Source organism: Pontibacter mucosus (genome assembly GCF_003054055.1).
GTDB lineage: Bacteria > Bacteroidota > Bacteroidia > Cytophagales > Hymenobacteraceae > Pontibacter > Pontibacter mucosus.
In genome coordinates this window covers 18,084-36,436 of the sequence record NZ_QBKI01000010.1, presented here as the reverse complement: position 1 = coordinate 36,436, position 18,353 = coordinate 18,084, and the positions used below count along the sequence as shown (strand labels likewise).

Annotated in this window: 9 protein-coding genes; all 9 read left to right on the top strand. The window is 53.4% G+C overall.

Annotated elements, in window-relative coordinates; genetic code table 11:
- Window position 1 precedes the first annotated feature (1 nt).
- Window positions 2-1,759, top strand: a complete 1,758-nt coding sequence (locus tag C8N40_RS17640; protein WP_245905172.1) for a tetratricopeptide repeat protein — start codon at window positions 2-4, stop codon at window positions 1,757-1,759.
- Complete coding sequence (lolB1, locus tag C8N40_RS17635; RefSeq protein WP_108213133.1) at window positions 1,752-2,501, top strand: lipoprotein insertase outer membrane protein LolB1; 750 nt, start codon at window positions 1,752-1,754, stop codon at window positions 2,499-2,501. Before C8N40_RS17640 ends, lolB1 begins: the two co-directional genes overlap by 8 nt.
- 79 nt (window positions 2,502-2,580) lie before the next feature.
- Window positions 2,581-3,816, top strand: a complete 1,236-nt coding sequence (locus C8N40_RS17630) for a murein hydrolase activator EnvC family protein (RefSeq protein WP_108213132.1) — start codon at window positions 2,581-2,583, stop codon at window positions 3,814-3,816.
- 753 nt (window positions 3,817-4,569) lie between these two features.
- A complete protein-coding gene (locus tag C8N40_RS17625; RefSeq protein WP_108213131.1) occupies window positions 4,570-4,785 on the top strand; it encodes a Sec-independent protein translocase subunit TatA/TatB in 216 nt (71 codons plus the stop codon).
- A gap of 243 nt (window positions 4,786-5,028) precedes the next feature.
- Window positions 5,029-6,465 carry an Asp-tRNA(Asn)/Glu-tRNA(Gln) amidotransferase subunit GatA gene (gene gatA, locus C8N40_RS17620; protein WP_108213130.1) on the top strand — a complete coding sequence of 479 codons (1,437 nt, stop codon included), beginning with the start codon at window positions 5,029-5,031 and terminating at the stop codon, window positions 6,463-6,465.
- An 8-nt stretch (window positions 6,466-6,473) separates the two neighbouring features.
- A complete protein-coding gene (locus C8N40_RS17615) occupies window positions 6,474-8,003 on the top strand; it encodes a lytic transglycosylase domain-containing protein (protein ID WP_108213129.1) in 1,530 nt (509 codons plus the stop codon).
- A 279-nt stretch (window positions 8,004-8,282) separates the two neighbouring features.
- Window positions 8,283-10,562, top strand: coding sequence for an NADP-dependent malic enzyme (locus tag C8N40_RS17610; protein ID WP_211318143.1), 2,280 nt, complete (start codon window positions 8,283-8,285; stop codon window positions 10,560-10,562).
- Entirely contained in the window at window positions 10,563-11,153 is a 591-nt protein-coding gene (ruvA, locus tag C8N40_RS17605) for a Holliday junction branch migration protein RuvA (RefSeq protein WP_108213128.1), read from the top strand. It begins immediately after the preceding gene.
- A gap of 16 nt (window positions 11,154-11,169) precedes the next feature.
- Window positions 11,170-18,348 (top strand): T9SS outer membrane translocon Sov/SprA, encoded by a 7,179-nt coding sequence (gene sov, locus C8N40_RS17600; protein ID WP_245905171.1) that lies wholly within the window; start codon window positions 11,170-11,172, stop codon window positions 18,346-18,348.
- The last annotated feature ends 5 nt before the right edge of the window (window positions 18,349-18,353 follow it).

Here is an 18,353-nt window from a genome sequence, read left to right as displayed (position 1 = left end):
CATGAATACATTCAGAAACTTTATACTTGCCACCTGCTGCCTGGCCTTGCTAGCTACAGGCGAGAGCGCGGCGCAATCGTCTAAAAAGAAGAAGGCCAAAGCTGCACAGGAGGCCCCTGCACCGCCAGTACAGGTGCTGAGCGAGCGCGACAAGCAGATAAGCGAGGCGATGTTTCTGGATGGGATGAAATATTTTGTGCTGGAGGACTATCAACAAGCCCTCCAGCTTTTTCAAAAAGCCTACACCATTACCCCCAACAACGCCGCCCTGAACTACAAGATCGGCGAAACATACCTGCAGATGGGGCAGGCCAAGCTGGCCATGCCTTTTGCGCAGGCAGCCGTGAAGCTGGAGAAATCAAACGCCTATTATTACCTGTTACTTGCCCAGCTCCACACCGAGCAGCAACAGTACGATTCCGCTGCCCAGGCCTTCAACGACCTGCTGGCCAACGTGCCTAATTCCAACGAGTACCTCTTCAACCTGGCCGATTTATACTTGTCGCAGTCCAGGTATGAGGATGCGCTGAAGACCTACGACCGCATCGAGAAGGAATTCGGGGAGATGGAGCAGCTGCTGGTAAACCGCCAGCAGATATACTTGCGCCAGAAGAACGTGGACAAGGCCATTGCCGAGGGCGAGAAGCTTTTGAAGGCCTATCCTAACGAGATACGCTACTTTCTGGCACAGGCAGAGCTCTACAACGCCGCTCGCCGCACCGACGATGCCGTGAACACGCTGAACCGGGCCCTGCGCCTGGAGCCTGGCAACGCCTTTGCCCACCTCATGCTCTCCGACCTGTACCGCCAGAAAGGCAACCCGGAAGAATCGGAGCGCCAGGTAAAGCAGGCCTTTTCCAGCGCTGAGCTGGACATCGACACCAAAGTGCGCATTCTGGTAGACTTTATCCGCCAGCTGCCCAACCCGCAGATAGAGGCCGTGGCCCTGGAGCTGGTAGACCTGACGATTGAAAAGCACCCAGAGGAAGCCAAAGCTTACGCCGTTGCCGCCGATCTGCAAACCATCGTGGGTAAAAAGCAGATCGCCCGCGACAATTACCTGAAAGCCGTGAAGCTGGATGACTCGCACTTTAAAATCTGGCAGCAGATTGTGCTGCTGGATGCCGAGCTGGAAGAACCTGCCGCTATGGTGAAACATGCCGAGCAGGCCCTGGAGCTGTTCCCGAACCAGGCCGTTTTCTGGTTCTACAGCGGCACCGGCCACCTGATCGAAAAAAATTATGAGAAGGCCGTGAAGGCACTGGAGTATGGAAAACGCCTCTCTGTGAGCGAGCCGGAACTGGTGATGCAGTTTAACATGCAGCTGGGAGATGGCTACAACTTTCTGAAAGAGTATGCCAAATCGGACGCTGCTTATGAGGCCGTGCTAGCCCAGGACACCAACAACGAGCACGTGCTCAACAACTACAGCTATTTCCTGTCGGTTCGGGGCGAGAAGCTTGAGAAGGCCAGGGAAATGTCAGAGCGACTGGTGAAGCAGCACCCCACTAATCCCACTTACCTGGATACTTATGCCTGGGTACTCTATAAACTCGGCAATTACACCGATGCCCGCAAGTACCTGGAGCAAGCCGTGGCCATTTCGGATGACGCCACCATTGTGGAGCATTACGGTGATGTGCTGTACAAGCTGGGCAAGAAAGAAGAAGCCGTAAGTCAGTGGCAAAAAGCCAAGCTTAAAGGCGAAGCCTCCGCCTTTATCGATAGAAAGATAAAAGAGAAAAAATTGTATGAATAAGCATTTCATGCTTTTCCTGTGCAGCCTGCTGCTGTTGGCAAGCTGTAAGAAAGATACTGTACCTACCTCCGCCTCTGCCGCCACTACCACCGTTGGTGCCGTTAAAGTAGACAACCTCGACTTCGCCTTCCTCAGCAGCAAGGCGCAGATAACCCTGAACGACAACAACGACAACCTCTCCTCCGGCGTCAGCATCAGGATGCAGAAGGACAGTGTCATCTGGATGTCGGTTCTTCCCGGATTGGGAATAGAGGCCGCCAGGTTAATGCTCACGCAGGACTCAGTGTACTTTATGAACCGCCTCAAGAAAGAGTATGCCGCAACAGACTATCGCTTCCTGCGCAGCAAGCTGCAGGTGGATGTGAGCTACGATGTGCTGCAGGCCATACTTCTGGGCAACTACCAAACCCTGGGCTCTGAGAAAGTAATGGCCCGGGACAACAGCCACCACATACAGCAGCAGCGCCAGAACCTCACGCTCGACTACTTCATCAGCAGCCTGAACAACAAGCTGCAGCAGCTCAATGCGCTTGACAGGAACACGGGCAATACCATCACAGTAAAGTATAACAGCTTTGCCCCGATTGGACAGGTTCCCTTTGCCCATGAGTTGGTGGCCCAGGTACTGCAGAAAGGCCAGGTATCGGATTTCACGCTGAAACACAGCCGTATCACGGTTTCCGAGGAGCCGCTGACCTTTCCGTTTGCCGTACCCACCGACTACACACGCCTCACCTTTTAATTTAATTTCAGGCCGGTTGGTTCTTCCGTTTTAGATTTACCATATTTGTAGGCTAAGAGTAGAAGAACGATACGTTTTGATGAAGGCCCTTTACAGATTCACCCTTTTACTGCTTCTGCTGAGCCTGCCGCTGGTTACGTACGCCCAAAAAGCGAAGTCCAAGGCACAGTTGGAGAAGGAAAAAAAGGAAAACCTCAACCGCATAAAAGAAGCTAACCGCATTCTGCAGCAAACCGCCAAGCAGAAACAGGCTTCTATTGGCCAGCTGAACGCTATCAAGGAGAAGATTGTGGTGCAGCAGGGCGTGATAGAGAACATCTCCCGCGAGCTAAGCCTGCTGGAGTCTGATGTGCAGGAAACTGAGGGCATAGTGGGCGCCCTGCAGAACGATTTGCAGAAGCTAAAGGAGGAATATGCCACCATGGTGTACGCCGCCTCCAAAACCGCCAACAGCTATAACAAACTCATGTTCCTGTTCGCCTCCGACTCCTTTAACCAGTTTGCCAGGCGCCTGCGCTACCTGCAGCAGTACTCTGAATCACGCAAGAAGCAGGTGGAGCTAATCAGCAAGGTGCAGGCTGCTTTGAACGGACAGTTGGAGGTGCTTGCCTCCAAGCGGGAGCAGAAGAAAAGCCTGCTGAGCCAGCACCTGTCTGAGAGCAAGAACCTGAAAGGCCTGCAGCAACAGCAGAATACCATGATTTCGCGCCTGAGTCAGCAGGAGAGCCAATTGAAGAAAGAAGTAGCGGAGCGACAGCAAGCCGTTAAGAAGCTCGATAACCTGATTGCCGACATTGTGCGCGAGGAGATCGCCAGAGCCGCCCGCGCTGCCCGTGAGGCAGGCAAAGAAACCAGCGGCAGCCCCAACAAGGTTACCCTTACCCCGGAGGCAGCCCTAATCTCTTCCTCGTTTGCCGGCAACAGGGGCAGGTTAGCCTGGCCTGTGGAGCGGGGATTTGTATCGCAGAAATTTGGCCGCCACAACCACCCGGTGCTGAAAGGCGTGGTGGTAGAAAACCGGGGTGTAGACATCCAGACAGCGCAAGGTGCCACGGCCCGTGCCATTTTTGAAGGAAAGGTATTGACCGTAGCCAGCGTGCCCGGCATGAACAACATCGTGATGGTGCAGCACGGCGAGTACTTTACAGTGTACGCCAAGCTAAAGACAGTAAGCGTAAAACCAGGTCAGGATGTGAAACTGAAAGACCCTATCGGCACGGTATACACCAACAGCGATGGCACCACTGAGCTTCAGTTCCAGATTTGGAAAAACAGCTCCAACATGGACCCCGAGGGCTGGATTGCGAAGCCCTAAGAAAGTATAAAAGTCCTATAATGAAGAAAGCCACAGTATTACCTGTGGCTTTCTCGTTAGTTTTGCCTCCCCCAGGCAAAACCACTGTAAAATAACTAAAGGCCGTTGTTTTTAGAGACAAACAGCTCTGTGTAAATAAAAAAACACCCCACAGTGCAGGGTGCCTTTCCAAGCTATGAAAACAAACTTAATATTTATATCTATAAGCAGTTGCAGAACTGCTGAGACTTCTTGACACTAAGTTACAACCTGATCCTCAAAGATGCAACATTGTAGCTAAAACAACTTATTACTTAAGCATTTTTGTATAGCTATACAGCTATTTAAGATAAAGGTTTCAGAAAGTCGTTGCTTTATTCATGAAACACACTTAAATGCAATATAGTTGCAAACAGAGAGTAAAAAACTTAGCAGCTTCTCTGCTAAGCCAACTGCCGGCAGGGCAGCTCAGGCATTTGCGCTTATACAACACCCTTGCCAAAAAATCTTAAAAACATAACCATTTAAAGGCCAATAAGTTAAACAACGGCCGCAAAATATACTTTCCATTCTTGGGACAAAAAGAAAGTTTGCTATCCCAAATACGGAAAGACTAAAAAGCTGACTAAAGAAATAACAGGTAGTTTACGAGGTGGTTTTCGGAAAATGAAGTAATTTATACTTTGCAGGTACGTTTTAAACTTATCCCACCTGATGTGGGTTTATTTAAAATATAAACCCTAATTTTGTAGCACAACTTAAATATCTAAAAATATGGGTATCACCAACATTTTGTTATTCATCGGAGGTCTGGGCGGTACAGAGGTAGTTCTTATCCTGTTTGTCATTTTATTGCTTTTTGGTGCGAAACGCATTCCTGAGCTGGCAAGAGGCCTTGGCCGTGGCATTCGCGAGTTTAAAGACGCTACCAAAGAAATAAAGAGCGATATCGAGAATTCGGTAAAGGACGACAGCAGCACGACAAAATAACCCCTGCTTATAAGTTTCCCTTACTAAGGTAGTTTATACTTCCTCATGCTTCTTTTAGTTTCTGAGCAAGCTATTGGCAGAAGCTATGATGGCTGTGATCACTACCCTTTAGTTGTTTGGCCAGGCTCAGCAGTTCCGCTATAGTCCAATCCTTCCGGAAGGCTTGCTGGTATGATGGAATAGGCCAAACGGAAAACTTGATCCAGACCAATCTATCTAAGACGATCCTAAGTCCCCTAAAGGTTGAGACAGTATAATTCGCTACGTGACATCCGCACGGACATAGGCAGCGGCCGCGTTTCGTGCAGGCAACTGGTAGAGCAGTACCTCCGCAACATAAAGGAGAAGGCCCACTTGAACGCCTTCCTGGAGGTTTTTGAAGAAGAGGCGCTGGCCCAGGCCGACGCAGTGGATAAAAAACTTGCCGATGGCACTGCCGGTAAACTGGCAGGCATGGTAGTGGGCATTAAAGACGTGCTCGCTTACAAGGGCCACAGCCTGCAAGCCTCCAGCAAGATCCTGAACGGTTTTAAGTCCCTTTACACGGCCTCCGCCGTGCAGCGGATGCTCGATGAGGACGTTATCATCATTGGCCGCCAGAACTGCGATGAGTTTGCTATGGGCGCCTCTAATGAGAACTCCGCGTTCGGAAATGTACTCAATGCAGACGACCAAAGCCGGGTGCCAGGTGGCTCCTCGGGTGGCTCTGCCGTAGCGGTACAGGCTGACCTTTGCCTTGCCTCCATCGGTTCCGATACCGGCGGCTCTGTGCGTCAGCCAGCCTCTTTCTGCGGTGTTATCGGTTTTAAGCCGACCTACTCCCGCATTTCCCGCTATGGCCTTATCGCCTATGCCTCCTCTTTCGACCAGATTGGCTTGATAACCAGGAGCGTGGAAGACGCAGCTCTGCTGCTGGAGGTGATGGCAGGCCAGGACGGCATGGACAGCACAGCCAGCCAGCGCGAGGTACCGGCTTACAGCCAACTGCTGCAGGCGGATAAAAAGTATAAAATCGGCTACATCCGCGACTGCTTTGAGCGGGAAGGATTGGAGCCGGAAGTAAAAGACGCCATACTTGGCGTAAAAGACATGCTGCGCGAAGCAGGCCATGAAGTAGAGGGCGTGGATTTCCCATACCTGGACTTTATGGTGCCTACCTACTACATCCTTACCACCGCGGAGGCCAGTTCTAACCTGGGTCGCTACGATGGTATAAAGTATGGCTACCGCTCCGAAAACGCGACTGACCTTACCTCGCTCTACAAAAAAACCAGGTCCGAAGGCTTTGGCCCTGAAGTACAGCGACGCATTGTGTTAGGTACTTTCGTGCTCAGCGCAGATTATTACGATGCCTATTATACCAAGGCACAGAAAGTGAGACGCCTCATTAAAGAAAAGACCGACGAGTTGCTACAGCAATATGATTTTCTTATATTGCCTACCGCTCCTACTACAGCTTTTAAAATAGGAGAAAACACAGCTAACCCGTTAGCCATGTACTTGGCTGATATCTTTACGGTCCAGGCCTCACTTGCAGGTGTTCCAGCCATTTCCATACCGGTTGGGCGCGATGCCAACGGCCTGTCCATTGGGCTACAGTTAATGGCCCGCTCATTTGAGGAAACAGCCTTGCTGGCCTTCTCAAATCAAATCCTGGACAAGATTACCGTTGAAGCATAAACCTTGACATGACTCATCGCAAATTCTTTACCTTGCTTGCGGCTATGGCCGGTAGCATCTGGACTTATGGCGCCAGTGCTACCGGCCATAGCCGTTTGCTTGAAGCGCCTTTTGTTACCAGCGACTCCCTTGCGCTGGACCCAGGCTCCCCGGACACACTTCAGGCTAGAGGCATCTCCTTTGCCACCGATACCAGCATCTTCACGTTAACGCCTGAGGAACTGGCCCTGATGGTGGAAGTGGTACCCAACGAGCCGGACGATGTGATTGCCGACCGCCTGAGTTGCCTGGAGGCAGATATCCCGTTGGTGTACAACAACTTTGTAAGGAATTTTATAGATTACTTCACCATCCGTAACCGGAAGTATACACGCACCATGATGTCGCGCGAGAACGTATACTTCCCGCTTTTCGAGAAGTACCTCAAGAAGCACAACATGCCTGATGAACTGAAGTACCTGGCCATTGTGGAGTCTGGCCTGAACCCGCTGGCGAAGAGTCCGGTGGGAGCTGCCGGCCTCTGGCAGTTTATGAAGCCTACCGGCCGCGAGTACGGTCTGCATCAAACGCAGTACATCGACGAGCGCCTTGACCCGGAGAAATCCACCGAGGCGGCCATGCTGTTCCTCAAGCGTCTGCACAAATACTACGACGGCGACTGGGAGTTGGCGCTGGCAGCCTACAACTGCGGTTTGGGCAATGTAAATAAGGCGATCCGCAGGGCGGGTGGCAAACGGTCCTTCTGGGATATCTTCCCATACCTGCCCCGCGAAACCAGGGGGTATGTACCAAGTATGACGGCCGTGCGTTACGCCATGCGCTATGCCGGGGAACATAACATTTTCGCAGATTCCATACTTTACCAGCCGGAGGTGGCACACCTGGAGGTGACACAGCAACTGGAGCTGGACAGGCTGGCAGAAGAGCTGCACCTGGCGCCGGAGGAGCTGATGGCCCTGAACCCGGAACTTACAAAAGGCGTGGTGCCCGGCAATAAGTATAAACTACGCGTTCCGTCGAGCAGATCTGCCCTGTTGGCCTCCGCTGAAGACAAGAGCTGCATACTGTTAGCCGCTGCCCCTGCCCCACCTAAGCCAGTGGAGGCACATCAGTCACCGGTCATGCTGGCTTCTGCCAAAACCGAAGAGGCGGCGGCACCTGCTGAAACCACTAAGGTAACCTATACTGTCCAGCGTGGCGATAACCTTATCAGCATAGCCCGCAAGCACGATGTAACCATAGAGCAGCTGAAGGAGTGGAACAACTTGACAGATAGCAATATTAAGGCAGCTCAGAAACTGCAGATTGTGCAGGCATCACCAGCGGCGGCTAATACGGTGCTGGCTACCAATGCCCCAAAGAGCAGCCACAAGCCTGCAGCTGTCGACAAGAAAGAGCTTATCTACCATGTGCAGCCGGGCGATACGCTTTGGCAGATTTCGCGCAAGTATGAGGGTGTGAGCGTGGAACAGATAAAGAAATTAAACAGGCTGAAATCAAACGATTTGAAACCTGGTCAGAAGTTGATTCTTGGCTAAAATAAGGCCGGGAACCATGTAAAGAGCACCTTCCGGCCAGAGGGTGCTCTTTATGTATACTTTAATTTATACTTTTTGTACTTTAATCTTGCCCTGAGGCGAGATAAGTTTAATTTTAAGGTATCCTGCTTACGTAAATTTGCAGCGATTATCTTTGATGGCTCAACTTGTAACAGCACCGGACTCTTACATCAATAGTTTTTAACTATGGACTTTAATGAGAAAAATAAAGCGACGTTGGGCCTGCAGAGAACGAATACTACTTACAATAACACAAAAATGATCAAAGTAAAGAAAGAGGACGCTCTGAACTACCACATGGACGGAAAGCCCGGGAAGATTGAGGTGGTACCAACCAAAATGGTAAGCACCCAGCACGACCTGGCGCTGGCTTACTCGCCGGGTGTGGCGGAGCCTTGCAAAGAGATATATGCCGATAAAGACAATGTTTACAAGTATACTGCCAAGGGCAACCTGGTAGGTGTTATATCGAATGGTACTGCGGTGCTGGGTCTTGGCAACATCGGCCCTGACGCCTCCAAGCCAGTGATGGAAGGAAAAGGCGTACTTTTTAAGAAGTTCGCGGGAATCGACGTATTCGACATCGAGATAGACAGCACGGACCCGGAGGAGTTTATTCGCATCGTAAAGTCGCTGGAGCCTACGTTTGGCGGCATTAACCTGGAGGACATTAAGGCGCCGGAGAGCTTCAAGATAGAGAACGCGCTTAAGACGCAGATGAACATCCCGCTCATGCACGACGACCAGCACGGCACTGCTATTATCTCGTCGGCGGCACTGCTGAACGCTTTGGAGCTGGTGGGTAAGAAGATCGGACAGATCCAGATGGTGATTAACGGCGCTGGTGCCGCTGCCATCGCCTGCGCTAAGTTATATGTGGCCCTGGGCGTGAAGCTCGACAACATCGTGATGTTCGATAAGGACGGCATTATACGTCCGGAGCGTAACGACCTGGACATTTACAGAGCGCAGTTCGTGACCACGCGTAAAATCACGACACTGGATGAAGCCATGCAGGGAGCTGATGTTTTCGTGGGCCTTTCTGCCGGTAACGTGCTGCCTCCGGAGTATGTGAAGCTGATGGCGCCAAACCCTATTATTTTTGCGCTGGCGAACCCTGACCCGGAAATCCCTTACGACGTGGCGATGGCTACCCGCGAGGATCTGATCATGGCCACCGGCCGCTCCGATCATCCGAACCAGGTAAACAACGTGCTGGGCTTCCCTTACATTTTCAGGGGTGCACTGGACGTACGCGCCACGGAAATTAACGAGGCAATGAAGCTGGCCGCTGTGCGTGCTTTGGCTGAGCTGGCAAAGGAGCCTGTTCCGGAGCTCGTGAATAAGGCTTATGGCGATAACACCATTAACTTCGGCCGCACCTATCTTATCCCAAAACCGCTAGACCCACGCCTGATCACAACCGTATCACCGGCCGTGGCAAAGGCTGCCATGGAAAGTGGTGTAGCCCGGCTTCCGATTACAGACTGGGAGGCCTATGAGCACGAACTGAAAGAGCGCATTGGCATCGACCAGAAACTGATGTCGCGCATCACCACGCAGGCCAAGCGCGATCCGAAAACAGTTGTGTTCGCGGAGGCTGATAATTACAAGATCCTGAAGGCAGCCCAGATTGTGCAGGAGCAGCGCATCGCCAATCCTATACTTCTAGGCAACCCCGAGCGCATCAAGGCCATCATCAAGGAAAACAACATGGACCTGTATGGTGCCCTTATCATTGACCCCCTTGCCGAGACTGAGGAGGCCAGGAAAGAGGAGTACGCACAGATCCTGTACAAGAAGCGCCAGCGCAAGGGCATCACCCTTTACGACGCACGCCGCCTGATGCGCGACCGCAACTACTTCGGAAGTATGATGCTGCATAACGGCGAGGCCGACGCGCTTATCTCAGGCCTTACCCGCGACTACTCCAAGACCATTTCGCCGGCGCTGCAGGTAATTGGCGTGGAAGAAGGAATAAACAAAGTGGCGGGCATGTACATTGTGCTGGGCCAGAAAGAGCCATACTTCTTTGCCGACACCACCGTGAACGTAAATCCATCTGCCGACGAGTTGGTAGATATTATCGGGCTGACGGCACGTACCGTACGCTTCTTTGACCAGGAGCCGCGTGTGGCCATGCTATCGTTCTCAAACTTCGGTTCGGTGCGTGGCGACATTCCGGACAAAGGCGCGGAGGCGGTTCGTAAAGCCAAGCAGCGCTACCCTGACCTGCTGATTGACGGCGAGATGCAGGCGAACACGGCCTTGAACAAAAACCTGCTGCGCGAGAACTACCCTTTCAGTGAACTCGCCGAAAAAGGCGCCAATACCCTTGTTTTCCCGACACTGACTTCAGGCAACATTGCCTACAAACTGTTACAGGAAATCGGTGGCGTTGAGGTAATTGGCCCGGTACTGATGGGTATGCGCAAGCCGGTACACATCCTGCAGCTTGGCTCTTCTGTTCGTGATATTGTAAACATGGTGGCGATTGCTGTCGTAGATGCTCAAAACTATAATAACCAACATATATAGATGATAGCCTATATTGATGGCAAGCTGACTTATAAAGATCCAACCTACGTCATTATAGAAACTAATGGCGTAGGTTATCAGATCAAGATACCGCTTAGCACTTACTCCACATTGCCGGCCGGCGAGCGGTGCAAGCTGCACACGTACCTACATATAAAGGAGGATGCCCATACGCTATATGGCTTCACTACTTTGGCAGAGAAGGAGGCATTTCTGCACCTGATTTCCATCTCAGGCGTGGGGCCGAATACAGGGCTCATGATTCTGTCGTCGCTGTCGGTGGAGGAGATACAGCAGGCCATCATACGCGAGGATGCGCGCACCATACAGCACGTGAAAGGAATCGGTGCAAAAACGGCGCAGCGCATCATCCTCGAGTTAAAAGATAAGATGAAAAAAGAGGTACTATTGGCAGATGCTCCTGTCTCCGCGGCGGCATACAATACCAACCGGGCAGAGGCGTTATCAGCTTTAGTGACCTTGGGCTTCGCCAAGAACATTGCCGAGAAAACTTTAGACACAATCATCAAGCGCGAAGGCGGAAACCTGAGTGTGGAGGACTTGATTAAGTTCGCGTTGAAATCTTCATAAGAGAGCATATCCTACTTTGATCTGGAAAAGTAAAAAGCACAACCTGCTGCTTGCCACGGTTACTACTGTTTCTTTGCTGGCCTGGTGGGCACGGGCAGAAGGGCTTCGTGCGCCAGATCAAATTGGGCTGTCTATGCTTCAGGATTTTGCTTATTGGCAGGATACCGTCAGGCAGGACACGGCAAAGTATATTCCGAGCCGCAGGCCCACCTTCACTCCCTCCGACAGGCGGGGCAGCCCCTTCGGCACCCGTAGCAGCAGCTCTCCCCTGCTGCTGGGCCAGCCCGGCAACCTGCAGCTGAACGTAGAGCTGGACGATAGCCTGCAACAGTACAATATCACCGAAACGATTGGCGACAGTATCCTTTACCGTCCGCCATCTTCTATGTCGATGCGGGAGTACTCGGAGTGGCAGCAGCGCGAGGCTATCCGCAATTACTGGCGGGCCAAATCTGCCGGTCTGGATGGCGAGAGTGTGGTGAGCAGCAACCGCCTGATCCCCAAGTTATACATTAGCCCGGTGTTCGACCGCATCTTCGGTGGCAACTATGTGGATATCCAGCCAAACGGCAACGTGTCCCTGAAATTTGGAGCGCGCTTTAACCGCAACGAAAACCCCACCATCCCGCTCAGCCAGCAGCGTACCGGCGATTTTGATTTCGACCAGAACATCTCCCTGAACTTGGTGGGCAAGATTGGGGAGAAGATGCGCCTCAACTTCAACTGGGACAACAACGCCAACTTCGACTTCGAAAACAACATGAAGTTGGACTACACCGGCTACGAGGAGGAGATCATCCGCAAGGTGGAAGCCGGTAACGTGAGCCTGCCCCTCAACAACTCGCTGATTACCGGGGCGCAGAACCTGTTTGGCGTAAAGGCGCAACTGCAGTTCGGCCGCCTGGGCGTGACGACCATTGCCTCCAGCGTGCGCGGAACCAACGACGAGGTAATCATCCAGAACGGAGGGCAGAACAAGCCTTTCGAGATTAGAGTGGATGCCTACGACCGCGACCGCCATTTTTACCTGTCGCAGTTCTTCCGACAGCGCTACGACAATGCCCTGCGCAACCTGCCCCTAGTAAACTCGGGCATCGTCATCCGCCGCGTGGAGCTGTATGTGACCAACAATAACCGCTCTACCGAGAACCTGCGCAACATGGTGGCCTATATGGACCTGGGCGAGGCTGTCCCTTACCGGCAGAACCTCAGCACGGGCAGGCCTGCCACCGCACCGGCCGATAACCAAGCCAACTCGCTCTACGGCCAAATTTCCAATCCGGGAAGCGCTGCCCGCAGCAACTCCCGCGTGGATTCTTACCTGCAGTCGCTGGGCCTGGAGAAAGGCACAGACTTTGAGCACGTGCGCGCCCGCAGGCTGGAGCCAAATGAGTATAAATTCAACCCACAGCTGGGCTATATCTCCCTGAACTTCACGCTGATGCCGGATCAGGTGCTGGGCGTAGCCTTTGAGTATACCTACAACGGCAAGACCTACAAGGTCGGGGAGTTGATGGACGACTACCAGAACCTCAACTCCGACCAGGTTATCCACATGAAGTTGCTGCGCGCCACCAGCCCATCATTAAATTACCCCACCTGGGATTTGATGATGAAGAACGTGTACGCGCTCGATGCCAACCAGATCAACCGCGAAGACTTTAAGCTGCAAGTTGTTTATAAGGATGATGAGACGGGCGTAGACCTGACAAGTATAAAAGAGCCGAGCCCCATTCAGAACATTCCGCTGGTGGAGGTGCTGAACCTGGACAATGTAAACTCCAACAACGACAAGCCCAGCGACGGCAACTTCGACTTTCTGCCCGGCATCACGATAGACCCCGAGAGCGGCCGCATCTACTTTCCGCAGGTGGAGCCCTTCGGCGATTACCTGGCCAACAAGCTGCAGGGCTATCCGAACCTGATCGACCAGTACGTGTTTCAGGAGCTGTACGAGCAGACCCAGACCGATGTGCAGCAGGACAACGTGAAGGCTAAGTTCTACATCAAGGGCCGCGTACGCTCCACGGCAACCGATGAGATCATGCTACCCGGCTTCCAGATAGCGGAGGGCTCGGTGGCGGTATACTCTGGTGGCACGCGCCTGCAGGAAGGAACCGATTATCAGGTTTTCTACGACCTGGGCCGCATCAAAATCCTGAACCCGAGCTACCTGAACTCGGCCAACGACCTGCGCGTGACCTATGAAAAGGCAGAGTTGCTGAACATACAGCCCCGCACCATGCTGGGCGCCCGCTTCGATTACCGCCTGAACGACGACGTAAACATCGGTGCCACGGTGCTGCACCTGAACGAGCAGACTTTCATTAACCGTGTAAGTATAGGCGACGAGCCCACCAACAACACCATTTACGGCTTCGACGTGAACCTGCAGAAGGAGTCGCGGATGCTGACGCGCTTTGTAGATGCCATTCCGCTGATACAGACGAAGGCTCCGTCCATGGTCACGTTCAGCAGTGAGTTTGCGCAGCTTATTCCGGCCAAGTCTAAATCCAATGCTAACGAGGACGGTGCTTCATACTTAGACGACTTTGAGGGTGCCGAAACTCCGTACAGCCTGGGCGGCTTTAACAACAGCACCTGGCGCGTGGCGGCCACCCCTGCCCCGCTTATAACCGGCGAGGGTCTGTCTTATGCATATAACCGCGCGAAACTGGCCTGGTATACTATTGACCAGACCTACTACAGAAGCTCAGGCAACAACCTGAAGCCCGACAATATTACGGACCGCGAGCTGGAGAACCACTACGTGCGCCCCGTGCGCCGGACCGAAGTTTTTAAAGGCCGCGATGCAGAGGTAACGACTAGCTACGAGTATACTTTTGACCTAGCTTATTACCCTCGTGAGCGCGGGCAGTATAACTACAACTATAATCTGACCTCAGAAGGTTTGCTGGCCGGCGACCCACGAAAGAACTGGGGCGGTATCAGCCGCGAGATTTCGCTCGACACAGACTTTGACAATGCCAACATCGAGTATGTAGAGTTCTGGATGATGGACCCTTTCATAGAGGGGGCCAAGGGACGAGACGGGGCTTTTGGTGGCAACATTAACGCGAAAGATCCAGGGCAACTCGTCCTGAACCTGGGTAACGTGTCGGAGGACATCCTGAAAGATAACGAATACTCCTTTGAGAACGGTCTGCCCGCCGATGCCAGTGACGTGCAAAACCTGACAGAAACGATGTGGGGCCGCGTAACGCAGCAGCAGTTCCTGACGGATGCCTTTACGGGTATCCCAGGCGGCCGTCAGCGTCAGGACATAGGTTTGGACGGGCTAAACGATGCCGATGAGGCCGACTTCTTCCGCAGCTCCTTCCTGGACCGCATCCCCGGTGCGCCACCGCAGACCGTGCTTGACGACCCCTCTGCTGATAACTTCTTCCACCACCTCGACCCGATTTACGATCAGCAAAATGCAGGTGTGCTGCAGCGCTACAAACGCTTCAACGGCATGGAGAACAACTCGCCGGAGAACAGCCGCTTTGCCAACTATGCCTTTCCGGATAAGGAGGACTTGAACGGCGACAACGTGATCTCGGACCTGGAGCAGTACTACGAGTATAAGATTAACCTGACACCAGGCCAGCTGGAAGTAGGCCAGAATTACATCGTAGACAAAGTAGAGGGAGAAGGCGGGGCCATGTGGTATCAGTTCCGTGTGCCGGTACGCCAGCCAACAGGCTCTGTAGGCAACATCAGCGGGTTTAAGTCTATCCGCTTTATGCGTATGTACATGACCGGCTTTGCCGACCCGGTGGTGCTGCGAATGGCTCAGTTCCAGCTGGTGGCCAACCAGTGGCGTAAGTTTACCCAGCCACTCACCGAGGGCACGCCTTGCCTTACCTGTACCGACGACGCCCGCAGCTTTACCGTGTCTACCGTGAACATTGAGGAGAACGGGCCAAATAACCAGGTTTCAGAAACAAACATTCCGTACGTGGTGCCTCCGGGCATCAACCGCCTCCGCGACTACGCTTCCACCAACGACCGCCGTCAGAACGAGCAGTCGCTGCAGCTGTGTGTGGAGGACCTGCGGGACTCTTTCTCCAAAGCGGTGTTCAAAAACATGACGCTGGACCTGCTGGCTTACAAGCAGCTGAAGATGTTTATCCATGCCCAGTCCAACGAGCCGGGTATACAGGATGGCGAGATGCAGGCCTTTATTCGCATCGGTACGGACTTCACGCAGAACTACTACGAGTACGTGGTGCCCCTCAAGTTTACCCCTTCCGGCAGCAACACAGCAGAAGCCATCTGGCCCGCTGAGAACGAGGTAAACATTCCGCTGCAGGAACTGGTCGATGCCAAGGCCGAGCGAAACATCAATGCCCCGGGCAATATCTTTGTGCCTTATACTGTAACGACAGCAGACGGCAAGCTGATTCGCGTGGTGGGTAACCCGGACTTCAGCGAGGTAGAAGGCATCATGATTGGTATCCGCAACCCATCCGGCGTGAACGATGATGCGCTATCGCACTCCGCCTGTATCTGGGTAAACGAACTACGCGTGACGGACTTTGTAAACCGCACCGGATGGGCGGCCAATGCCCGCCTGAATGCCAAGCTGGCTGACTTTGCCAACGTGACTGCTACGGGTGCCTATACCACGGTTGGTTTCGGCAGCCTGCAGCAGCCGCTTTCCTTACGCTCACGCGATAACATTAGCCAGTTTGATGTAAGCGCGAATATGGCGCTGGATAAATTCCTACCCGAGCAATGGGGGGTGAAGGTGCCAATGACGGTGCAGTATGGCGTCACGTCCGCTGCCCCGCAGTACGACCCGCTGGACAAGGACATGCCGCTGAGCCAATCGCTCACCAAGTTCGATAACAACGATGCCCGCGACGACTATAAGAAAGAGGTGATTACCCAGGAGACGCGCCGAAGTATAAGCCTGCTGAACGTGCGGAAAGAGCGCACTAATCCGGAGGACAAGGTGCGGGTGTACGACATTGAGAACTTCTCCTTCTCCTACGCCTACTCCGAGCGCCTGTTCACCAACATCGAGACAGACCGCGATTACACGAAGAACTACTCCGGTGGCCTGGCTTATACTTATGATAACCCTGCCAGAAGCTACCAGCCGTTTGCCAACAGCGAGAAACTCAACTCGCCATACTTGCGCCTGATCAAGGACTTTAATTTCTCGCTGCTGCCGAGCCGCTTCTCGTTCAGGGCCGATGTTAACCGTTTCTACAACGAAACATACCTGCAGCGCCCTGACCCGGAAACCCGCTTTGTGACCACGCGTGGCATTGAGCCGGTATTCCAGAAGTCGTTCTTCTTTAACCGCATATACGACATGCGCTGGGACCTGACCAAGAGCCTGACGCTCGATTACACGGCCACCAACCGCTCGGTGGTGGATGAGCCGGACGGCCGCATCAACAGCGACATCGACTCGTTGCAGTATAAAAATAAAACGATTCGAAAGAACCTGCTGAGCGGCGGGCGCAACACCAACTTTAACCAGCTTATCGCCCTGAACTACAGGTTGCCTTTTGATAAGCTCCCGCTAACGGACTGGCTCAGCGCCGATACCCGTTATGCTACTAACTACATCTGGACAGCGGGCTCCACGGCCCTGAACCAGGATACCACCTTTAGGCTGGGCAATACCGCCGAGAACAACGTGGAGTTCAGTGTGAACGGCCGCGTGGACCTGGTGAAGCTCTACAACAAGGTCAGGTTCCTGAAGGCTGCTAATTCGCCTACTACCCCGGCCAAACCAGCCCAGCCTGCCGCTACCGACACCGCCGCAGCCAAGGCACCGGCTGATTTGAAGTTTTTGAAAGGCCTGGCCAGGGTGCTGATGATGACGCGCTCGCTGAACGTGACGTATCTGGAAAACCGTGGCTCCATGCTGCCAGGCTATATGCCTGAGACGGAGTTCTTCGGGTTTGACGATCGTTTTGAGGCGCCGGGCCTGCCGTTTATACTTGGCAAGCAGTATGACCTGCACGAGCTCTACAGCCGCATGAACCGCAACGGCTGGTACACCGACAGCAGCCAGTACCTCAACACACCCTTCAGCGGCCTGCACAGCGAGACCTTCACAGCGCGCGCCAACCTGGAACCGTTCCGCAACCTTTCCATCACGGTGGATGTGCGCCGCGCCAAGTCCGAGATAGATGAAGTGTTTTACCGCAAGGAGTTTGATGATTTCGGCAACGTAAGTGCAGAAGACCAACGCCAGAATCCGTTTACGTCCGGCTCGTTCAGCACCTCCTTCATGGCCTTGGGCACGCTGTTTGAATCCACCAAAGACGGACTGTCTGATGCCTTCGAACAGTTTATCCGCAACCGCCACGTGGTGCGCGACAGGCTCACGGCTGCCAACCCCGCCGCCGGCGACTCGGGGTATAGCCTGAACTCGCAGGAGGTGCTGCTCAAGTCGTTCCTGTACGCCTACCAGGGCCGGGAGATAAACGGTTATGAGCCGGACACCAAGGGGCCGTTCAACCGCCTGCCGATTCCGAACTGGAGCGTCACCTACAACGGCCTGGAGCGCCTGCCAATCTTCCAGAAATGGTTTAGCCAGATTAGCCTGCAGCATGCCTATAACTCCAGCTACAACATCACCAGCTACTCTACCTCGCTCAGCTACCTGCAGCGGCCGGAGGGCTTCCCTACGCAGCTGAATGAGTTTGGGCGCCTGGAACCCTACTACATCGTGAACCAGCTGACGGTGGTAGAGCGACTGGCGCCGCTGATGGGCATCAACTTCAGAACGAAGACAAACCTTACCGGCCGTTTAGAGTATAAATTGGAGCGTAATCTGTCGCTGAACCTGACGAACGCGCAGATAACGGAAACGAACGTGAAAGACTATGTGGTGGGCTTTGGGTATACGACCACCAGCTTTAAGATACCATTTACCAACACCACGCTGGACAATGAGCTGACCATGCGCATGGATCTGCAGGTACGCGATAACCAGACGGTGCAGCGCGCCATTTCTACAGACAACACCGGTGTGGAGCGCAGCCAGAACCAGATTACGAACGGCACGCGCCAGGTGCAGCTACGGCCAACCGTGGATTACGTGCTGAGCCAGCGCCTGAACCTGCAGTTTTATGTGTTGCGCACGGTGTCGGACCCTAAAATCTCCACCTCATTCCGCAACAGCGTAACCGAGGGAGGGGTGCAGTTGCGGGTAAGTCTGCAATAAAGTTT

Coding starts and splice junctions, on each gene's coding strand:
- lolB1 (WP_108213133.1), top strand. CDS start 1,752: ATGAATAAGCATTTCATGCTTTTCCTGTGCAGCCTGCTGCTGTTGGCA.
- C8N40_RS17640 (WP_245905172.1), top strand. CDS start 2: ATGAATACATTCAGAAACTTTATACTTGCCACCTGCTGCCTGGCCTTG.
- C8N40_RS17615 (WP_108213129.1), top strand. CDS start 6,474: ATGACTCATCGCAAATTCTTTACCTTGCTTGCGGCTATGGCCGGTAGC.
- C8N40_RS17610 (WP_211318143.1), top strand. CDS start 8,283: ATGATCAAAGTAAAGAAAGAGGACGCTCTGAACTACCACATGGACGGA.
- ruvA (WP_108213128.1), top strand. CDS start 10,563: ATGATAGCCTATATTGATGGCAAGCTGACTTATAAAGATCCAACCTAC.
- C8N40_RS17630 (WP_108213132.1), top strand. CDS start 2,581: ATGAAGGCCCTTTACAGATTCACCCTTTTACTGCTTCTGCTGAGCCTG.
- C8N40_RS17625 (WP_108213131.1), top strand. CDS start 4,570: ATGGGTATCACCAACATTTTGTTATTCATCGGAGGTCTGGGCGGTACA.